Genomic DNA, 20,039 nt, shown 5'->3' with positions numbered 1-20,039 from the left:
CATAACACATATTATATATGGAGGTGACCATGATGGTATGGTACGACATTGTATTCAGGTTAGTTATAGCAATTATTGTAGGAGCTTGCATTGGAATGGAAAGACAATGGAGACACCGAATGGCTGGGTTACGGACAAATGCTCTCGTATCACTTGGTGCCTGTATATTTGTTTTATTATCCGTCATGCTTGATCATGATGCTAGCCCATCCCGCATTGCTGCTCAAGTCGTTAGTGGTATTGGATTTTTAGGGGGTGGCGTTATTATCCGCGATGGTTTTAGTATTAGAGGGCTAAATACAGCAGCTACTTTATGGTGTGCAGCTGCTGTCGGTACTCTTACAGGCGCCGGTTTCCTCGTTGCAGCTATATTAGGTGCAGCCGGCGTGTTACTAGCAAATATACTTCTTCGCCCAATTGCTCTTTTTATGAATAAAAAATCAAAAGAAGAATCACCAGAACAAACGAACTACTTACTTTCCCTTACTTGTTCAGAAGAAAATGAAGCACATATTCGTTTTTTACTTATGCATATGGTAAGTACAGAAGGAATCGGTTTAAAAGAGTTGTATAGTGAAGACGTAGATTCTAATCAAAAGGTGTGTATACAGGCTACATTACATTGCAAGGCAAATGCGGCTATCTTAATTGAAAAAATAGTAAGTAGAATGCTATTAGAATCTGGCGTTACTGGAGCTGGATGGAAGACTTCTTTAAATTTAGAAGCGAGTTAACTAGGAAAGGTGTCATGATTTTACTACTTCATGACACCTTCTACATAAACTTATTTTCTAACTTTTGTTGAAACGACTTCTCTTGCTTACGTAGTAGTTGACTACCTCGTTGTAAAATCGGTGTTCCATACTTATCGTTAATTTGATCAATGACAGCAAGTAGTGGTTCTTTTTTCGCATCCTCTTCAAATGAAAATAAATCTAATTGTTTCACCGATTCTGTCTTCCACTCTATTTCAGTAGCTGTAACACCTAGTAAACGAACGGAATCACCATCCCAATGTTGCTTCCATAAACGGGATGCTGCTTGAAAAATATCGCGTTCTTCCCAAATTGCATTTTTCAATTGCTTACTCCGTGTTACTGTTCGCCTATCATGGTATTTAATCATAATTTGAATATTATAACTAACAAGGGTTCGCTTTTGTAATCTTTTACTCACTGATTTTGATAACCGTTCTAACATATCAAGTAATTCTTTCTCTTCATCCATATCCTTTGAAAAAGTCATCGAGTTACCGACACTTTTATGTTGGCCCATTTGACTCGGATCCACTTCCCTATCATCCGTACCTTTTGCACGCTTTTGTAAATCAATACCGTGCTTGCCAATTTTAGCGCGAATGATATGCTCGTCTCCCTTCGCTAACTGTTCAATTGTATGTATATGAATTTCATTTAATTTTTCAGCTGTTTTTTCTCCAATCCCATGCATTGCTTCAACTGAAAGTGGCCAAATCATTTCTGGAATATCACGTTTTCGAAGTACGGTAATACCGAGAGGTTTTTTCATATCAGAAGCTGTTTTTGCTAGGAAAAGATTTGGAGCGATTCCGATACTACACGGAAGCTGCAACTCTGTTAATAGTGCTTGTTGAATCATCTTTGCTATTTCAAGAGGCGAACCAAGTGCGTAGCAATCTGTAATATCTAAATATCCTTCATCTATTGAGACTGGTTGTATCTTTTCTGTAAAACGAGAAAGGACTTGAAACATTTGAAATGAAGCTTCGCGATATAATGTGAAATTAGGACGCCTTACAACTAATTGCGGGCATAACCTTTTCGCTTCCCAAAGGGGCATCGTCGTACGTATTCCGTATTCCCTCGCCTCATAACTACATGTTATAATAATTCCTTTTCTCTCTTTTTCATTTCCAGCAACCGCTAATGGCTTTCCTTGTAATGATGGATCATGAGCAATTTCAACAGATGCGAAAAAGCAATTCATATCTACATGTAAAATAACGCGACCATTTTTCGGATACATTTCTCGCATAGTACTCACTCCCTAATCAGAACGTTCGTTCTTTTATTATATCAAATTTTGCACAATAGTTATAATAATTACTTGTTCTTTTTTATAATCGATATAAATCGAAACTTTAATCAACTCTCACTAATCGGACTTTTACGGGCAGCAGGGCCCCCACCTAACTTCTTTACTTTCGCTGAATTTTGAGGTAGGGGTCTTACTGTCCGGCAAATAGCGGGATAAACTCAACTATACATTCCTTGTAGTTATATTAATCATTGCAATTAATTATTTACTACTTCCGATTTTCAATATGAATACGTTAGGGTTATTCCCTCGTCTAGTACATGTAGCAACAACGTATATACTTCCATAGTTTTTCTTATATTCGCTTGTACGTCTTGTCAAAGCAATCGAATCAAAATAAAAAGCGTGTAAATCATAATTGATTTACACGCTTTTTATTTTCCATTACTTCGCTACTTCTTCAATAATTGCAACAACTAATTCTGCTGTTTTTGCTAATTCTTCAACAGGAATCTTCTCGTTTGTTGTATGAATTTCTTCATAACCAACCGCTAAGTTAACTGTTGGGATACCATGTCCTGCAATTACGTTTGCATCACTTCCGCCACCACTTTGGTGAAGAGAAGGTGTACGACCAATTTTTTCAGCTGCACGTTTTGCAACTTCTACAACGTGATCGCCATCAGCAAATTTAAATCCTGGGTACATAACGTTTACTTCAACGTCTGCATGACCGCCCATTTCTTTTGCAGTTGTTTCAAATGCTTCTTTCATTTTCGCAACTTGTGCTTCCATTTTCTCATTAATTAAAGAACGAGCTTCTGCAAAGATTTGTACATGATCGCAAACGATATTCGTTTGTGTACCACCTTCAAAACGTCCAATATTTGCAGTCGTTTCAGAGTCAATGCGACCAAGTGGCATCTTCGCAATTGCTTTCGCTGCGATAGTAATTGCAGATACACCTTTCTCCGGCGCTACACCAGCGTGAGCTGTTTTCCCGCGAATAATTGCGTTCACTTTCGCTTGTGTTGGAGCTGCAACAACGATTTCACCAACTTTTCCATCGCTATCTAATGCGTAGCCATATTTCGCTGTAATACGCTCACGGTCTAATGCTTTTGCACCAACAAGACCTGATTCTTCTCCGACTGTAATAATAAATTCTATTTTACCATGAGGGATATTTTTCTCTTTTAAAACACGGATTGCTTCGAACATTGATGCTAATCCAGCTTTATCATCCGCACCTAAAATTGTTGTACCATCTGATACGATATATCCATCTTTAATAGAAGGCTTAATTCCATTACCAGGAACTACTGTATCCATATGAGAAGTAAAGTAAATTGTATCAACACCATCTTTTGTTGCTGGTAAAGTACAAATTAAGTTACCTGCACCATGACCAGTTACAGCCATTGTGTCATCTTCAAATACTTCTACACCTAAATCTGTAAATTTCTTCGTTAATACTTTGCAGATTTCTGCTTCAAATTTCGTTTCAGAATCTACTTGTACTAATTCCATAAATTCATTTACTAAACGTTCTTGATTAATCATAAGACTGCGCCTCCTGCACTACCATTATGTATGTAACACTATTAATTATAACAGAATTTCGCAAAAGTTTCGAAATACAAGACAAAAAACAGATGGTTTACATGTCTAGATAACCATCTGCTTTCTATTACTCATTTAACAATACCCAGCGCATATGATCTTCCCACACGCCATTTACCATTAACATCTTCCTAGACACGCCTTCATATTGAAAACCTATCTTCGTTACTACTTGTATAGATGCTAAATTACGAGGCATAATCGGAGCTTCTATACGATGTAACTGAAATTCCCCAAAAGCAACTTGAATTGCTTTTCTAAGCGCTTCTGTCGTATACCCTTTGTTTAACTCTGCTTTATCTAATTTATAACTGAGTACACAAGATTGATAAATGCCACGAACGATTAAATTAAATGAAATACACCCAATTATTTTCGTATCATCACCCTTTTTAAAAATCCATAGTCTGATGATTTTCCCTTCTTCGAACTCTTTTCTATCCTTTTGCAACTTTTTCTTTTGATAATCTAGCGTAAAAAAATCATCCGGTCTATACTCTTCCCAAGCTTTTAAAAATTCACGATTTCTGTCGTAATATTGAAGAACTGTTTCAGCATACGACTCATCAATTTCCCTTAAGTATAAACGATCTGTTTCGTATATTTTCATCATCGTATCTCCATTCTTCAGCTTGCCCAACTAAAAATTAACAATATACCCTTTTACTATATTCTCTATACACACTCAAATTTCCTGTTATATTTTGCAATCCCCTCCCGAATTTTGTCCTCACTCTCCCCTTGTCCATAATTTCATTTCTCGTTACAATGAAATTGTACTGATTTGCAAGGAGGTATAACGATGCATAAAAAAGCTCAAAAAGTTATGGTTTATGTGATGCTGATTTCTATGCTTGTAACAACATTACTTGCTGGCGCGAGTATGTTTTGGTAAAAAGGGCGATGTGTTCGTCCTTTTTTTACTTTTTACACATGACAAAATAAACCATCTCGACATCGAGATGGTTTATTTTATATAAAACACAATCGCTACAATACTAAAGGAAAATGACATTACAAGTGCTATTACAAAACTTGTATATTGTTTCTGCTGAAATGCTCCAATAACAAAAGTTAGATTAAGTAATGCCATACATACAATCGCTACAAGATAAGAACATATATTAAAAGTTGCCAATATGAATGTAATAACAAATAGAAATCCCATAAAAAACTGCATATACGAAAGTTTTGGATTCAAGTACATATGAGCAACCCCTTTATCTAATTTTATCTTTCTATATTCTCATTAACGCACGGTTATGTACACATGTCAAGACAACTTATTATAATAGAAAAAGCCAACCTTTTCGTTGGCTTTTTCATATGCAACGGCTCCTTTTTCTTTTGCCAATTGCTGAAATGATTTTTTCGATTTCACAATCCATACTTTCGTTCCAATTGGAATGCGATCAAACAAATATTCCACATCGTTTTTCTTCATTCTTATACACCCTTGTGAAATATACTTTCCAATTGAACTCGGTTGGTTTGTTCCATGTATTCCATATTTACTTCCATCAGTTCCTCTTGCATTAAATCCAATCCACCTTGACCCAAGTGGATTTTTTGGCGACCCACCTGGAATATCCTTCGCAATATAATACGGATCCTTCGCTTTCATTACAACATCAAAAGTTCCTTCTGGAGTTAATTCATTCGTTTTCCCTGTCGCTACTGGAAAAACCTTTTGAATCTTTCCATCGTCAATGTAAGCTAATTTATTCGTTGCTTTATTTACAATAATAAAAGGATCTCCGGTACGTGGATTATCCCCAAGAGGCCAAATCGGCGATAAAGAAAGACATAATATGATAGAGAGAAGATACGGCATAGATAATTCCTACCTTCTATATAAGTTCTTTTATATTATCCTTTCCCTTAAAGCGACTTTTAATGAGTAAATATTGTTCCATTTCATACACAAGTTGAACAAGTTTCGCACGTATCTCAAATTCTTCGCGTGTAGCTGGCAATGGCATGTCTCTAAATAATTCCCTCATTTCTTGAAGCTGCCTTAAGGAAATAACGCCAGTACTCTCAGGGCTAATAGCATTACCAATGTTTTCAACAACATCTGCAATCATATCAGCTTGTTCATATGTCCACGATAAAGAAGCTGCTAGTGGTATCATTCGCTCTAAAATTTCGAATTGTTGCATACGCATATTAAAATAACGATAGTAATAATCATCTTCTCGCATAAATGCATTCTCAAGTTTTTTAAACGATAAATCTCTTGCTTCATTTAACATATTCTCGGTTTCAATGAGTTCTGCTCCACTCCAACTACTTTCTCGATTTCGTAAATACACAACCATTTCAAACAAAATCGTTTTAAAATTACTCTCTATTTTATCCTGATACTCTTTTAGCTTATTTTCACTACTCGGCATATACATATTTACTAATAACGCCACACTAATCCCTATCGTTAATATAGCAATTTCATTTCCAACTATAAGCCATGTAATTTGCTTCAATGAATATAGATGCATAACAATAACTGAACTCGTGACAATACCTTCTTGAATTTTAAGCATTACTGCAGTCGGAATAAATGTAAGTAACAATATGCTAATTGCAAGTGGTGTATAGCCGATCGTTTCAAAAATACAAAACGCGAATACCATTGATAATACACAAGCTAGAAAACGATGTAACGACACTTGAAGCGATTTGCGCTTCGTATTTTGTACACATAAAATAACTAAAATACCTGCTGAACTATAAAATTCCAACCCTAATAACTGAGCAATAAAAACTGCCGCGCCTGTCCCTATTGCTGTTTTTACTGTACGGTATCCAATTTTAAACATATCATTACTCCTATATGTATAAACGTATTTACAGCTAGTATAAAAAAAGGATGACACAATGTCATCCTTTTCTACTTATTATTCACATAACCTTTTCATATTACAATATTTTTTGTAAAAATTGTTGCGCACGTTCACTTTTCGGCGCTGCAAAAAATTCTTCTGGCGCACTATCTTCTACAAGCTTTCCTCCGTCCAAGAAAAGAACACGATCTGCCACTTCTTTTGCAAAGCCCATTTCATGTGTAACGATAGCCATCGTCATTCCTGTCGTAACTAACGATTTCATAACTTCTAACACTTCTTTCACCATCTCTGGATCTAGCGCCGATGTCGGTTCATCAAATAACATAACTTCCGGTTCCATTGCTAACGCTCTTGCAATTGCTACACGTTGCTTTTGTCCTCCCGAAAGACGATTTGGATACGTATCTTTTTTATCTACTAATCCAACCTTTTCTAAAAGTTTCTCAGCTTTCTTTTCAGCTTCTTGCTTCGTTATCCCTTTTACATTGATAGGAGCATACGTAATATTTTCTAATACAGTCATATGAGGAAATAAGTGAAAATGTTGAAATACCATACCGACATTTTCACGAACATGCATAACATTCGTTTTCGGATTCGTTACTTCTTCCGTTCCAATCCAAATGTGACCATCCGTTGATGCTTCTAACATATTCATACAACGTAAAAATGTTGATTTTCCTGATCCAGAAGGTCCTATAATTGCAACTACTTCCCCTTTTTCAATCGTTGTTGTAATTCCTTTTAATACTTCGTTTTTACCAAATGATTTATGAAGGTTTTCAATTTTAATCACTTTTCTTCATTCTCCCTTCAATTGCCTTCCCGACTAATGTAAGAATAATGACTAACATATAATAAATCAGTCCAACAAAAAGTAATGGTTCAAGATATTTAAATGTCTCACCGCCTACAATGTAAGCACGACGCATTAAATCAGTCGCGCCTATTACCGTTACTACAGCCGATTCTTTCGTAAGTGTCGCAAATTCGTTCACAAGCGCTGGTAATATATTTTTTAATGCTTGAGGGAAAATAATATTTCTCATCATTTTTCCGTATGGTACCCCTAAAGCCATTGCTGCTTCTGTTTGTCCTTTATCAACCGCTTGAATACCAGCACGAATTACTTCTGACATGTATGCACCTGAATTCAAGCTAAATGCAAGTACAGCAGCTAAGAATGCTGGTATTTCATAACCAATTATTTGTGGGACGCCGAAATAAATAATCATTAATTGCAATACAAGGGGTGTACCACGAAAAATTGATGTATAAAAATCTGCTGCTATATTTAATGCTCGTATTCTAGCAATTTTACAAAGTGCTAATAGCGTTCCTAAAATAAATCCTGCTAAAGCTGATACTGCTACAATTTTCAAAGTAACTTCTAAACCTTTTAGTATATATGGTATCGAAGGCGTAATCGCCGAAAAATCTAAGTTCATTCTTTTCATTCCCCTCACAGAAAAGTGAAAGGCAGCTTATTTTCCGCTGCCAAACCATTTCTTCACTAATTTATCCATTTCTCCATTTTCTTGCATTTTTTTAATTACTTTATTAAATTCTGCTGTTTTATCACTGTTTTTCGGAAGGGCAATTGCTGCTCCAACTTCTTCTGGTGCTTCTTTAATTTCAATTCCTTGTAAATCTTTCATTTTCTCTAAATAATTTTTAGCAACTGTGTCTTCTATAATTGCAGCGTCAAAACGACCAGCTTTAATTTCTTGTACGATTTCTGGTATACGGTCACGTCCCTCAACTTGGAAATCTACTTGTTTTTTAAATTCTGCTGCTTTCTCTTCTTGAATAGACCCTGTTTGTACCCCTACTTTTTTCCCTTTTAAACCCTCTACAGATTGAATGTTAGAATCCTTTTTAGAAACGACCATATTTTTCGCAACAAAATAAATATCTGTAAAATCAACATTATTTTTACGCTCTGCAGTTGGCGTCATGCCTGCCATTACGAAATCAACTTTTCCTGAACTAAGAGATGCTAATAAACCACCAAAATCCATATCTTTCACTTTCACTTCATACCCAAGTTCTTTTCCGATATATTTAGCAACATCAACATCAAAGCCGATAATTTCATCACTTTTTGAAGCTTCTACGTATTCATATGGTTTATAATCTGCTGAAGTTCCCATTACGAGTACTTTCTTATTTCCTTTTGTTTCTTTCGATTCCCCATTACTACAAGCGCTGAACATACTTAAAATTAAAATAAGTGCAAACGATATTGATACTAACTTCTTCATCTTTCTTCCCCCTAATAATGTATATTTAAAAGTTTAATAGAATATTTATTCGATGTTTGTATTGTATCAGCACTTTTATTTTTATGCAATATATAAAATAAAAATAAATAAACAAACAATATAAACGCTGTTTTTTATGTATAAAAAAATGCATAAAATAACACAACTATGCATATCTCAGAAATTTTAATAATAAATAAAAAAGGCGGCACATCCACTTGATTGTGGACGTGCCGCCTTTTCTCTTATTTTTTATAGTTCTTCACAATTCTCTTCGAAATATGATTGTAGTTTGGCAATAACTTGCATCGGTTCATGACCTTCAATTTCATGACGCTCTACCATCGTTACAATTTTTCCATCTTTTAATAAAGCAAATGATGGAGAAGAAGGTGGGTACCCTTCGAAATATTCACGCGCTCTTGCTGTCGCTTCTTTATCTTGCCCTGCAAACACCGTTACAAGGTGGTTAGGACGTTTATCATAATGTACGGAATGCGCAGCAGCAGGACGAGCAATACCACCTGCACAACCACATACAGAGTTTACCATTACAAGTGTTGTTCCATTTCTTTTAAACGCTTCTTCTACCGCTTCTGGCGTCGTCAATTCTGTATATCCAGCAGAGACAATCTCTTCACGCGCTTGGCGGACAACATCATTCATAAAAAAGTTAAAATTAATCACTCTTTTCCCTCCTCTAAAACTACCTATTTGTATCTTACCAGTTAATGTTTATGAAATACAAGTAAGTTTACTTGTATTTAAGTATAGAAAAGGTGTTAGAGCTCTTGCTCTAACACCTTTTCTTTAATGACCACGATGTTTTTGCTTTGCTTTTTGTACTTTCATTAAACGTCTTCTTTCTTTTTCAGCTTCTCGCTTCTCTTTAGACTGCACTTTCTTTTCTTGTTTATGCAATTCATAAGATAAACTAATCGCCTCTTGCGCCTTAGTAAAACGTTTAATATTTATTTCTTTTGCTGCTTGTCGTATGGTACGCTTTATGTTTTTAGGACGCTGTTTTTCTTTAATTTCTACACCACATTTTGCAAAGTGCTGAAAATGCTCTAAAAGTGAACTATTCACAAACATAAGCACTTCTTCATCTGACAGTTCCGCCCCAAAAATATACCTCGCTCCATACAATTTCCCTTTTTCTTTGCATGTAATGATTCCAACAAAAAATTGGCCATCGTGATATACTGTCAAATCCATTGACAGCCCCTCCTTTAAAAGATTAGAAATACGGGACATCCCGGAGGGGAAGGTTACTGACATGAAATCATGCGTCTGGACTACCAACCAGAACTGTGTTTTTGTATTTCTTTCACTATGATTATATCTTTTTTTCCATAATCTTCATATATTCAGCAATCATTTTTTTATGCGATCCTACAATATAGTCAGGTAGTTCTGTTACTGAAAAGAATTTAAGCTGAACTGCTTCTTCTTTATTCATAACAAAATCCCCTTCGTATTCATCTGTATAATAGGCGGTTGTTACAGATTGAAATTCATCACCGTTTGCTAATTTTGTAAAGTAGTTCGCTCCAGAAAATACATTGATTAGTTGCAAGTTCTTCACTTTTATTCCTGTCTCTTCATATACTTCACGATAAGCTGTTTCTTCTGGTGATTCACTAAGCTCCATTAGCCCACCAGGTAGCCCCCATTTTCCGTACGGCTCTGTCCGCTGCTGCAATAAAACATATCCATTTTCATTTATAACGAGTACAACAGCACCAACTAAAATTAAAGGGCGATGACCAACTATTTTTCGTAATTCTTCTACATATCCCACCGTATCGCCTCCTTTTTCGTTGTCCACACTATTGTATCATATGTACGAAACGACAAAATGCGTATATTTTTCATTTTTTTAACAAAATATTTATTTTATGTGATTCATCTACTGTAGCTAACATAATGGATTCGACTTCTGTACTCTCCTCTAGAAATTTTCTCGCCCACGCTTCTGTTTTTCCTAATAATGCAAGAACATCTTTCTGTATCCTCCCATCCTTTACTAATACAAAAGAAACTGGAGATTTTTTTCCCGCCACTTTAAGATCAAGCCGTGAAACTGCTTCATATTCTGGATACCGAAATATAGAAACGACACCGTTCGCTTCCCATAATGCTAATTTAATCGTTTGAATATCGCTCACATTTCGCATACGAAGTTCCGAAAACAAATATTCCACGGTAATTCTCGCCTTTTTCAAATTGCTAAAATCAATGGAACCATTATGTATAAGAATGATAGGTGCTGGCTCTAAAAAACGTCTCCATCTATCCCATTTCAGCATTAAAACTGAGCTTATAATATGAAGTACAACGAGTATGAACGTTGTAATCATCGAGCCCAGTAACCCTACTTTTTCATCAGACAATGCGTTAGAAATATTCCCACCAAGCAATAACACTAATACAACATCTAAAAAACGAAGTTGTGCGATAGACCTTTGCCCCATCGCTTTCGCAACTAATATTAAAAATATGTATGCTATAATAGCCCGAATAACCCATTCACTATTAGAAAGATGCCGTGCTCCTTCAAAAATATGCATATGCATCACTTTGCACTCCTTACCCGCCTCAAACTGCTATCCTGTTTTAGTTTGCAACGTTTATGAGCATATATGTAAAAAAGCTGGTTCGTTTAAAAACGAACCAGCTTTTTTTACTTAACTGAAAACATATATTTTTTATACGTTTTCCGTACCGATAGTATGAGCCCCATCATAATCATATTCGAGAATAAGGAACTTCCCCCATACGATAAGAAAGGTAATGCAATACCTTTTACAGGCATTAATCCAACGATCATACCGATGTTTTGGAATATTTGAACTGTTAATATACCGATCGATCCAGCGCATAATAATGTACCAAATAAATTATCAGCGGAATAACCAATAATAATTGTTCGATATAGTAGTAATAGGAACAAGAAGACAACTAAGGCTGCTACGATAAATCCACCTTCTTCGGCAATTGTAGCGAAAATAAAGTCAGTATGCTTCTCTGGGATATAGACACTTCCTCCCCCAAACCCTTTACCTTCCATTCCTCCACTACCTACAGCTAAAATCGATTGTTGCGTTTGATAACCTTGATCTGCATTTTCAAATGGATTTAACCAACCTACAATACGCGACTGTTGGTGAGGTTTTAGTAAAGTAACTAAATTATTATAGAAAAAATCTTGATACTTAAAGAAAATAAATATTAAAGCAGATAATATGGTCAACGGAATAACTGTACATAATGCTATCAATTTCTTTTGAATACCTGACATAAATAAAATACATGCAATAGCAGCAGCATATAAGAACACCATACCTGTATCAGGTTGACTATATACAACCGCCATAGGTGGAAGTGACACTAGCATAATTTTACCTACTAGCTTTAAATCTGTTTGGAATGTCCTTGCCATATACTGTGCATTATGTTTTACTGCTATACTCGCTACTACAAGTAGCAATGCAATTTTGAAAAACTCAGACGGCTGAATTTGTCCAAATACTGGGAAAACAAACCATCTTTTTGCACCTAATTTTTCAGGTGTAAAACCTGATGGTGGTAATACTTTCAAAAGAATAAGTGAAGCAAACCCGGCAATATAAAGTGGCCAAGACAATTTTTGCAATTGATCTAAGTCGATGCTTGCAACAAGAAGTAACAATACAACCCCAATTATGTAGTTAACACCTTGTTTCATAGCAAAGTTTGCAGCTCCATACTGTCCCGTTTGCTGACTGCTATATATAGCAGCTATACTCGTCACACATAGTGCACACAAAATTAAAATTAATTTTACATCTAAACTTTTTAGAAACTCGGTACTTCTTTTCATGACATCCTCCTGAAACATTGTTACGGCAAAAATAAAAAACCAGGAGTCAACATTCTTCATGTTTTGACGACTGATTACACATTATCTATAAAACACTTATATAGAATAACTCTCTTTTTCATACAATACAATATATTATACTACAGTTTCATCAGTAAGATTTGCCAAAAAAATTATTCTTTTCTTATTTTATATCCATATACCATATATCAGCAATGTATTTTCGTAAATTCCTAATACATAATCGTTTATTGTAAGATTACTGGGAAAGGTATTTATACATATAGTAGGATGTAGATGAAGAAATAAGATAATAAAAAGCTCGCATAAGCGAGCTTTTTATTAATATACAGATGTATTGTTTTCTGACATGTTTTCTAAAATTTCTTTAACACGTCCTAAGAACTTACCACAAATTAAACCATCAAGTACTCGGTGATCAAGTGATAAACATAAGTTAACCATATCACGAGCACCGAACATACCGTTATCCATAATTACTGGGCGTTTTACAATCGATTCAACTTGTAGAATAGCCGCTTGTGGGTAATTAATAATACCCATAGATTGAACAGAACCGAATGATCCTGTGTTATTAATTGTAAATGTTCCACCTTGCATTTCGTCTGCTTTTAACGATTTCGTACGTACTTTTCCTGCAAGTTCTGTAATTTCACGAGCGATACCTTTAATTGTTTTCTCGTCCGCTTGCTTAATTACTGGTACAAATAGTTCTTCCTCTGTTGCAACAGCGATAGAAAGGTTAATATCTTTCTTCTGAACAATTTTATCGCCAGCCCACATTGAATTAATTTGAGGATACTCTTTTAACGCTTGTGCTACTGCTTTTACGAAGAAAGCAAAGAACGTTAAGTTAAAGCCTTCACGCTTCTTAAAGTCACCTTTAATTGAGTTACGGTATGACACAAGGTTTGTCACATCTACTTCAATCATCATCCAAGCATGTGGTGCTTCGTGTTTACTACGTAACATGTTTGCTGCGATTGCTTTACGCACACCTGTTACTGGAATTTCGATATCTCCAGGCATTGTAGGTACAGAAACTGGTTTCGCAGCTTCTACTTTTTGCGCTACTGGTGCTGCTTTTGGTGCTTCTGGGCGAGCTTCTACTACTGCCGCTACAGCTTCCTCTTTCTTCGCCGCACCTGCTTGCGGAATATTTCCAGATTCCACTAGCTTTAAAATATCTTTACGAGTGATACGGCCGTTTGCTCCCGTACCTTCTACTAGATCTAAATCAACGTTATGCTCACCCGCAAGTTTTAACACAGCTGGTGAAAAACGTGGTTTTCCATCAGTTGGTTGTTTTACTTTCGGTGCTTTTTCAGACGTAGCTACTTCCGCCTTTGGTTCTTCTTTTGTTTTTTCCTCAACAGCTGTTGCTGCTACTTCATCTGCGCCTTCTACTTGAATCACACAAACTACTTCACCTACAGCTAACGTATCACCTTCACCAGCGATTAACTCTTTCACAATCCCCGTGAAAGAAGATGGTACTTCAGCATTTACTTTATCAGTCATTACTTCTGCAAGCGGATCATACTTGTTTACGTGATCGCCAACATTAACGAGCCATTTACTAATTGTGCCCTCTGTAACGCTCTCCCCGAGCTGAGGCATTGTAATATTTTCTACAGCCATGTATAGTCCCCCCGATTAAAATTCCGCAAGTTCACGCATTGCTTTTTCAACTTTATCTGGATTTACCATAAAGAATTTTTCCATTGTTGGTGCATATGGCATTGCTGGAACGTCTGGACCTGCAAGACGTGCGATTGGCGCATCTAAATCAAATAGACAGTTTTCAGCAATAATTGCTGCCACTTCACTCATAATGCTTCCTTCTTTATTGTCTTCTGTTACAAGAAGAACTTTACCTGTTTTAGAAGCTGCTTCAATGATTGCTTCTTTATCTAGTGGATATACAGTACGTAAATCAAGAATGTGTGCAGAGATGCCATCTTGTGCTAACTTTTCAGCCGCTTGAAGAGCAAAATGAACACATAATCCGTACGTGATAACTGTAATATCATCACCTTCACGTTTTACATCTGCTTTTCCGATTGGTAATACGTAGTCATCCTCCGGCACTTCACCTTTAATTAAACGATATGCACGTTTATGTTCGAAGAATAATACTGGATCTTCATCACGAATGGCTGCTTTTAATAAACCTTTTGCATCATATGGTGTAGAAGGGATAACGATTTTTAAACCTGGTTGGTTTGCAAACATCGCTTCTACAGATTGTGAATGATACAATGCACCGTGAACACCCCCGCCAAATGGTGCACGGATTGTAACTGGACAAGTCCAATCATTATTAGAACGATAACGAATTTTTGCTGCCTCAGAAACAATTTGGTTTACTGCTGGCATGATGAAATCAGCAAACTGCATTTCAGCGATTGGACGCATCCCATACATTGCCGCACCAATTGCTACTCCAGCAATTGCAGATTCTGCAAGCGGTGCATCAAGCGCACGATCTTCACCAAATTGATCATACAAACCGTGTGTCGCTTTAAACACGCCACCTTTTTTACCAACATCTTCTCCTAAAACGAATACTTTCTCATCGCGTTCCATTTCTTCGCGCATTGCTAATGTAATAGCATCAATATAAGACATTACAGCCATGAAACGTTCCCCCCTATTCTGCGTATACGTGCTTCAATGCATCTTCAGGTGCTGCATACGGAGCATTTTCTGCATATTCTGTTGCTTCATTTACGATATGCATAATTTCATCTAACATTTGTTTTTCCGATTCCTCAGTTAATACACCAGCTTCTTTTAAATAAGCTGCGAATGTTATAATTGAATCTTTTTTCTTTGCTTCTTCTACTTCTTCTTTATCACGATAAACACGATCATCATCGTCACTAGAATGTGCTGTTAAACGATATGATACTGTTTCAATTAAAGTTGGGCCTTCACCACGACGACCGCGATCTGCTGCTTCTTTTACAGCTTTATATACCGCAAGCGGATCGTTTCCGTCTATTGTATATCCAGGCATACCGTAACCAATTGCACGATCTGATACGTTTTTACATGCTAATTGTTTTTCAACTGGAATAGAGATTGCATATTTGTTATTTTCACACATAAAAATAACAGGTAGTTTGTGTACACCAGCAAAGTTTGCCCCTTCATGGAAGTCACCTTGGTTTGAAGAACCTTCTCCAAATGTAACGAACGTTACTAAATCTTTCTTCTCCATTTTTCCAGCTAATGCAATACCAACTGCATGTGGTACTTGCGTTGTTACTGGAGATGAACCTGTAACAATACGATTTTTCTTTTGACCGAAGTGACCAGGCATTTGACGACCACCAGAGTTTGGATCTCCAGCTTTCGCGAAAGCAGACAACATAAGCTCTTTAGCTGTCATACCAAATGCTAGTACAACACCCATATCACGGTAGTATGGTAATGCATAATCTTTCTCTCTATCAAGAGCGAACGCCGCTCCAACTTGTGCAGCCTCTTGTCCTTGACAAGAAATTACGAATGGAATTTTACCAGCACGGTTTAATAACCACATACGTTCGTCGATTTTACGTGCAAGTAACATCGTACGGAACATTTCTAATACTTGCTCATCACTTAAGCCAAGCTCTTCATGGCGCTTTTCTTTTACTTCTGCCATTTTTCATAACCTCCTAAATCCACATTTTTATGCGTGTAACGCTCTTCCATCTACAGCAAGTGCTGCTTCACCAATCGCCTCAGATAATGATGGATGCGGATGAATTGTATGTGCTACTTCCCAAGGTGTTGCATCAAGTACTCTTGCAAGACCAGCTTCAGAAATCATATCTGTTACATGTGGTCCAATCATATGAACACCAAGAATGTCATTTGTCTCTTCATCAACTACAAGTTTTACGAAACCATCTGATTCTCCGTATACAAGTGCTTTTCCGATTGCGCGGAATGAGAACTTACCTACTTTTAACTTATAGCCTTTTTCTTTTGCTTCTTGTTCTGTTAAACCGACAGAAGCAACTTCTGGACTGCTATATACGCATTTTGATACCATAGAGTAATCAATTGGTGTAACTTCTTTCCCTGCAATATGTTCTACTGCAGCAATTCCTTCATGAGAAGCAACGTGAGCAAGTTGCAGGCCACCGATTACATCTCCAATTGCGTAAATATGCGATTCTTTCGTTTGATAAAACTCATTTGTTTGAATGTATCCTTTTTCCACAACGATATCTGTGTTCTCTAAGCCAATATTTTGCGTATTCGCTTGTCTTCCTACAGATACAAGCATTTTTTCTGCTTTAAATTCTTTATTTTCACCGTTGTGTTCAGCTTGGATTGTTACTCCATTATCTTTTACCAATGTTTCTGGTAATACTTTTGCACCAGTTACCACTTTAATACCTTTTTTCTTGAATAGACGTTGCATTTCTTTTGAAACGTCTTGATCTTCTAGTGGTAATATCGTTTTCGCATACTCTAATACTGTAACTTCTACACCGAAGTCAGCAAGCATAGATGCCCACTCAATACCGATTACACCGCCACCAACGATAATAATCGAACTAGGAAGCGTTTCCATTTTTAGAGCATGATCTGAAGACATTACGTACTCTCCATCTAATTCTAAACCTGGTAATGAATTTGGACGAGAACCTGTTGCAATAAGTACATTTTTTGGAATTAACATTTCATTCTCTTCTCCACTTGCAAGTTCAACTGAAATTGTCCCTGGCATCGGAGAGAAAATAGATGGGCCAAGAATACGGCCAATACCTTCAAACACATCAATTTTACCTTGTTTCATTAAATGTTGAACGCCTTTATGAAGCTGCGTTACTATCTTCTCTTTACGCTCTTGTACTTTCGCAAAGTTTAGTTCTACATTGCTTGCAATAACTCCGAACTCTTCGCTTTTTTTAGCAGTTGCATATACTTCCGCACTACGTAAAAGAGCTTTACTAGGAATACATCCTTTGTGTAAACAAGTACCACCAAGATTTTCTTTTTCGACTAGTGCAGTTTTTAACCCTAGTTGTGATGCACGAATTGCAGCAACATATCCACCAGTACCGCCGCCAACGATGACTAAATCATATTCTTTTGCCATTATCTCAACCCCTAGCTACCGTTTCTTTTTCACGTACAACGTATTCTTTTGGAGCTTCTTCTTCACGTAATACACGAAGTGCTCCTTCTGCTAACGCTTCTAACTCATCTTCGCCTGGATGTACGATAACATCTGCAATCCAGTCCACTCGCTCTTTTATTTCATCGACAAGAATTTTACTGTATGCCAGTCCACCAGTTAATACGATTGCATCGATTTTCCCGTGAAGTACAGCGCTAGCTCCGCCAATCTCTTTTGCAACTTGATATGCCATTGCTTTATAAATAAGAGTTGCTTCAGGATCACCTTTTTCAACCATTTGCTCTACTTTAATCGCATCATTTGTACCGATTAAACTTACAAGTCCACCTTGTCCGACAAGTTTTTTAATCATTTCATCACGGTAATACTCACCAGAGAAACACATTTCTACTAGTTGCCCTACTGGTACTGTACCAGCGCGCTCTGGACTAAATGGTCCTTCTCCGTTTAAACCGTTATTCACATCGATTACTCTTCCTTTTTTATGAGCACCAACTGTAATACCACCGCCCATATGTGTAACTAATAAATTTAAATCCTCGTATTTGTGATTTAACTGTTCAGCTACTTTACGAGCAACTGCTTTTTGATTTAATGCATGGAAGATACTTTTGCGTTCCATACCAGCAATGCCACTTATACGAGCAACCGGCTCCATCTCATCTACAACGACAGGATCTACAATGAATGCAGGAATGTTTAATCCAGAAGCAATTTCATATGCTAAAATGCCTCCAAGGTTTGAAGCGTGATGACCGCTAAAGCCATTTTTCAAATCTTCTAACATCGCATCGTTTACTGTATACGTACCGCCTTCGATTGGACGAAGTAATCCACCACGCCCACAAACAGCGTTTAATTTTGAAATGTTAATACCATGAGAATGTAGAACTTCTAAAATCGTTTCTTTTCGAAACTCATATTGGTCGATAATTCTCTTATATTTTCCAATCTGTTCTACGTCATGACGAATCGTTTCTTCTAGAACGGGTCTTTCATTATCAAAAACACCAATTTTTGTGGATGTACTACCTGGGTTAATAACAAGAATTCGATTTACAGACAATGTTGCTACCTCCACTAATAAATTCAAAAGGAAGTGGAAACCTCATAAGAGGTAACCACACCTTTTGTAAAAGTTATATATGAATGATTAGCGACGGCTAATAATATCGTGACCGTTGCGTAAGTAAGTGCTACGAGAATTCTTCAAGCTTGCAATGCGCTCTTCAGCTAGACGATCTGCCGCTACATAAGTTGCTATGCCATCGCGTTTTGAAATTTCGATTACTTTTGCAATCGTGTCATAAATAGACTCAACACGTTTTAGTGCACGTTCTCTATTGTATCCATATAATTCGTCTGCTACGTTAATTACGCCACCTGCATTAATTACATAATCTGGTGCGTATACAATACCCATTTCATGAATGATGTCACCGTGACGATCTTCTTTTAATTGGTTATTTGCAGAACCTGCGATTACTTTTGCTTTAAGTTGTGGAATAGTTTCATCATTAACTGTTGCGCCTAATGCACATGGTGCGTAAATATCGCATTCAACACCGTAAATTTCATTTGGTTCAACTGCTGATGCACCGAATTCTTCTACAGCACGTTGTACAGCTTCTTTATTAATATCTGTAACGATTAATTTTGCTCCTTCAGCGTGTAAATGTTTGCATAGATGATATGCTACGTTACCAACGCCTTGAACAGCAATTACTTTTCCTTCTAAATTGTCAGTACCGAAAGCTTCTTTTGCAGCTGCTTTCATACCACGATAAACACCGTATGCAGTTACTGGAGATGGGTTACCAGAAGAACCGAATGATGGTGAGATACCTGTTACAAAGTCAGTTTCTTCGTGGATAATATCCATATCATCTACTGTTGTACCAACATCTTCAGCTGTAATGTATCGTCCGTTTAGTCCTTGGATATAACGTCCTAGTGCACGGAACATTGCTTCGCTCTTATCTTTACGAGGATCACCGATAATTACTGTTTTCGCACCACCTAAGTTTAAACCAGCTGCTGCGTTTTTGTATGTCATCCCTTTTGCAAGACGCAATGCATCTTCAATCGCCGCTTCTTCAGAATCATATGTCCACATTCTTGTTCCACCAAGAGCCGGTCCAAGTGTTGTATCATGAATTGCAATAATTGCTTTTAAACCAGATTCTTTATCTTGACAAAATACTACTTGCTCATAATCATATTTTTCTAAGTATTCGAAGATTTCTAATGTCATTGTC

22 protein-coding genes are annotated in these 20,039 nt (G+C 36.7%); 2 read left to right on the top strand and 20 right to left on the bottom strand.

The window, feature by feature from the left end; translation table 11 throughout:
* Positions 1 to 32: 32 nt before the first annotated feature.
* Entirely contained in the window at positions 33 to 734 is a 702-nt protein-coding gene (locus ACTFP3_RS13540) for an MgtC/SapB family protein (RefSeq protein ID WP_139019728.1), read from the top strand.
* Positions 735 to 774: 40 nt separating this feature from the next.
* Here the strand turns inward: ACTFP3_RS13540 and ACTFP3_RS13535 are convergent, their stop codons facing one another.
* From ACTFP3_RS13535 to ACTFP3_RS13525, 3 genes are all read right to left on the bottom strand, one after another.
* Entirely contained in the window at positions 775 to 2,013 is a 1,239-nt protein-coding gene (locus ACTFP3_RS13535) for a DNA polymerase IV (protein WP_001208858.1), read from the bottom strand.
* A gap of 447 nt (positions 2,014 to 2,460) precedes the next feature.
* Positions 2,461 to 3,579, bottom strand: coding sequence for a tripeptidase T (locus tag ACTFP3_RS13530; RefSeq protein ID WP_000609803.1), 1,119 nt, complete (start codon positions 3,577 to 3,579; stop codon positions 2,461 to 2,463).
* 127 nt (positions 3,580 to 3,706) lie between these two features.
* Entirely contained in the window at positions 3,707 to 4,252 is a 546-nt protein-coding gene (locus ACTFP3_RS13525) for a GNAT family N-acetyltransferase (protein WP_001987197.1), read from the bottom strand.
* Between the two features lie 189 nt (positions 4,253 to 4,441).
* Between ACTFP3_RS13525 and prli42 the strand changes: the two genes are divergently transcribed.
* Entirely contained in the window at positions 4,442 to 4,534 is a 93-nt protein-coding gene (prli42, locus tag ACTFP3_RS13520; protein ID WP_000549040.1) for a stressosome-associated protein Prli42, read from the top strand.
* Positions 4,535 to 4,606: 72 nt separating this feature from the next.
* Here the strand turns inward: prli42 and ACTFP3_RS13515 are convergent, their stop codons facing one another.
* The 17 genes from ACTFP3_RS13515 to ACTFP3_RS13435 form a co-directional block, all read right to left on the bottom strand.
* Positions 4,607 to 4,846 (bottom strand): DUF3894 domain-containing protein, encoded by a 240-nt coding sequence (locus tag ACTFP3_RS13515; protein WP_000281167.1) that lies wholly within the window; start codon positions 4,844 to 4,846, stop codon positions 4,607 to 4,609.
* Between the two features lie 66 nt (positions 4,847 to 4,912).
* A complete protein-coding gene (locus tag ACTFP3_RS13510; RefSeq protein WP_440010707.1) occupies positions 4,913 to 5,473 on the bottom strand; it encodes a L,D-transpeptidase in 561 nt (186 codons plus the stop codon).
* A 16-nt stretch (positions 5,474 to 5,489) separates the two neighbouring features.
* Positions 5,490 to 6,458 carry an aromatic acid exporter family protein gene (locus tag ACTFP3_RS13505; RefSeq protein WP_000472671.1) on the bottom strand — a complete coding sequence of 323 codons (969 nt, stop codon included), beginning with the start codon at positions 6,456 to 6,458 and terminating at the stop codon, positions 5,490 to 5,492.
* Between the two features lie 100 nt (positions 6,459 to 6,558).
* Positions 6,559 to 7,281 (bottom strand): amino acid ABC transporter ATP-binding protein, encoded by a 723-nt coding sequence (locus tag ACTFP3_RS13500; RefSeq protein WP_000590211.1) that lies wholly within the window; start codon positions 7,279 to 7,281, stop codon positions 6,559 to 6,561.
* Entirely contained in the window at positions 7,274 to 7,933 is a 660-nt protein-coding gene (locus tag ACTFP3_RS13495; protein ID WP_001046916.1) for an amino acid ABC transporter permease, read from the bottom strand. Before ACTFP3_RS13495 ends, ACTFP3_RS13500 begins: the two co-directional genes overlap by 8 nt.
* A 36-nt stretch (positions 7,934 to 7,969) precedes the next feature.
* Complete coding sequence (locus ACTFP3_RS13490) at positions 7,970 to 8,749, bottom strand: transporter substrate-binding domain-containing protein (RefSeq protein ID WP_000737663.1); 780 nt, start codon at positions 8,747 to 8,749, stop codon at positions 7,970 to 7,972.
* 252 nt (positions 8,750 to 9,001) lie between these two features.
* The gene (locus ACTFP3_RS13485) at positions 9,002 to 9,415 is read right to left on the bottom strand and encodes a BrxA/BrxB family bacilliredoxin (protein ID WP_001979317.1); all 414 of its coding nucleotides are present in this window, start codon (positions 9,413 to 9,415) and stop codon (positions 9,002 to 9,004) included.
* 144 nt (positions 9,416 to 9,559) lie between these two features.
* Entirely contained in the window at positions 9,560 to 9,967 is a 408-nt protein-coding gene (locus ACTFP3_RS13480) for a YjdF family protein (RefSeq protein WP_440010705.1), read from the bottom strand.
* A gap of 121 nt (positions 9,968 to 10,088) precedes the next feature.
* On the bottom strand, positions 10,089 to 10,553 hold the full coding sequence (locus ACTFP3_RS13475; RefSeq protein ID WP_000542549.1) for an NUDIX hydrolase: 465 nt from the start codon (positions 10,551 to 10,553) through the stop codon (positions 10,089 to 10,091).
* Positions 10,554 to 10,623: 70 nt separating this feature from the next.
* Positions 10,624 to 11,328 carry a DUF421 domain-containing protein gene (locus ACTFP3_RS13470; RefSeq protein WP_000550961.1) on the bottom strand — a complete coding sequence of 235 codons (705 nt, stop codon included), beginning with the start codon at positions 11,326 to 11,328 and terminating at the stop codon, positions 10,624 to 10,626.
* A gap of 107 nt (positions 11,329 to 11,435) precedes the next feature.
* Positions 11,436 to 12,614, bottom strand: a complete 1,179-nt coding sequence (locus ACTFP3_RS13465; RefSeq protein WP_000831181.1) for an FtsW/RodA/SpoVE family cell cycle protein — start codon at positions 12,612 to 12,614, stop codon at positions 11,436 to 11,438.
* A 342-nt stretch (positions 12,615 to 12,956) separates the two neighbouring features.
* Complete coding sequence (locus ACTFP3_RS13460; protein WP_000257660.1) at positions 12,957 to 14,276, bottom strand: dihydrolipoamide acetyltransferase family protein; 1,320 nt, start codon at positions 14,274 to 14,276, stop codon at positions 12,957 to 12,959.
* 15 nt (positions 14,277 to 14,291) lie between these two features.
* Positions 14,292 to 15,275, bottom strand: a complete 984-nt coding sequence (bfmBAB, locus tag ACTFP3_RS13455) for a 3-methyl-2-oxobutanoate dehydrogenase subunit beta (RefSeq protein WP_000290071.1) — start codon at positions 15,273 to 15,275, stop codon at positions 14,292 to 14,294.
* Between the two features lie 13 nt (positions 15,276 to 15,288).
* Positions 15,289 to 16,290 (bottom strand): 3-methyl-2-oxobutanoate dehydrogenase subunit alpha, encoded by a 1,002-nt coding sequence (gene bfmBAA / locus ACTFP3_RS13450; protein WP_000852551.1) that lies wholly within the window; start codon positions 16,288 to 16,290, stop codon positions 15,289 to 15,291.
* A gap of 27 nt (positions 16,291 to 16,317) precedes the next feature.
* Positions 16,318 to 17,739, bottom strand: a complete 1,422-nt coding sequence (gene lpdA, locus ACTFP3_RS13445; RefSeq protein ID WP_001051289.1) for a dihydrolipoyl dehydrogenase — start codon at positions 17,737 to 17,739, stop codon at positions 16,318 to 16,320.
* Positions 17,740 to 17,743: 4 nt separating this feature from the next.
* Complete coding sequence (gene buk, locus ACTFP3_RS13440; protein WP_000115781.1) at positions 17,744 to 18,847, bottom strand: butyrate kinase; 1,104 nt, start codon at positions 18,845 to 18,847, stop codon at positions 17,744 to 17,746.
* An 87-nt stretch (positions 18,848 to 18,934) separates the two neighbouring features.
* Complete coding sequence (locus ACTFP3_RS13435) at positions 18,935 to 20,035, bottom strand: leucine dehydrogenase (protein WP_000171355.1); 1,101 nt, start codon at positions 20,033 to 20,035, stop codon at positions 18,935 to 18,937.
* Between the last annotated feature and the right edge of the window lie 4 nt (positions 20,036 to 20,039).

The sequence above is a fragment of the Bacillus cereus group sp. MYBK5-2 genome, assembly GCF_051915685.1.
GTDB classification, from domain to species: Bacteria; Bacillota; Bacilli; order Bacillales; family Bacillaceae_G; genus Bacillus_A; species Bacillus_A cereus.
The sequence above is the reverse complement of the archived record's forward strand: the minus strand, read 5'-3'. Positions and strand labels throughout refer to the sequence as shown.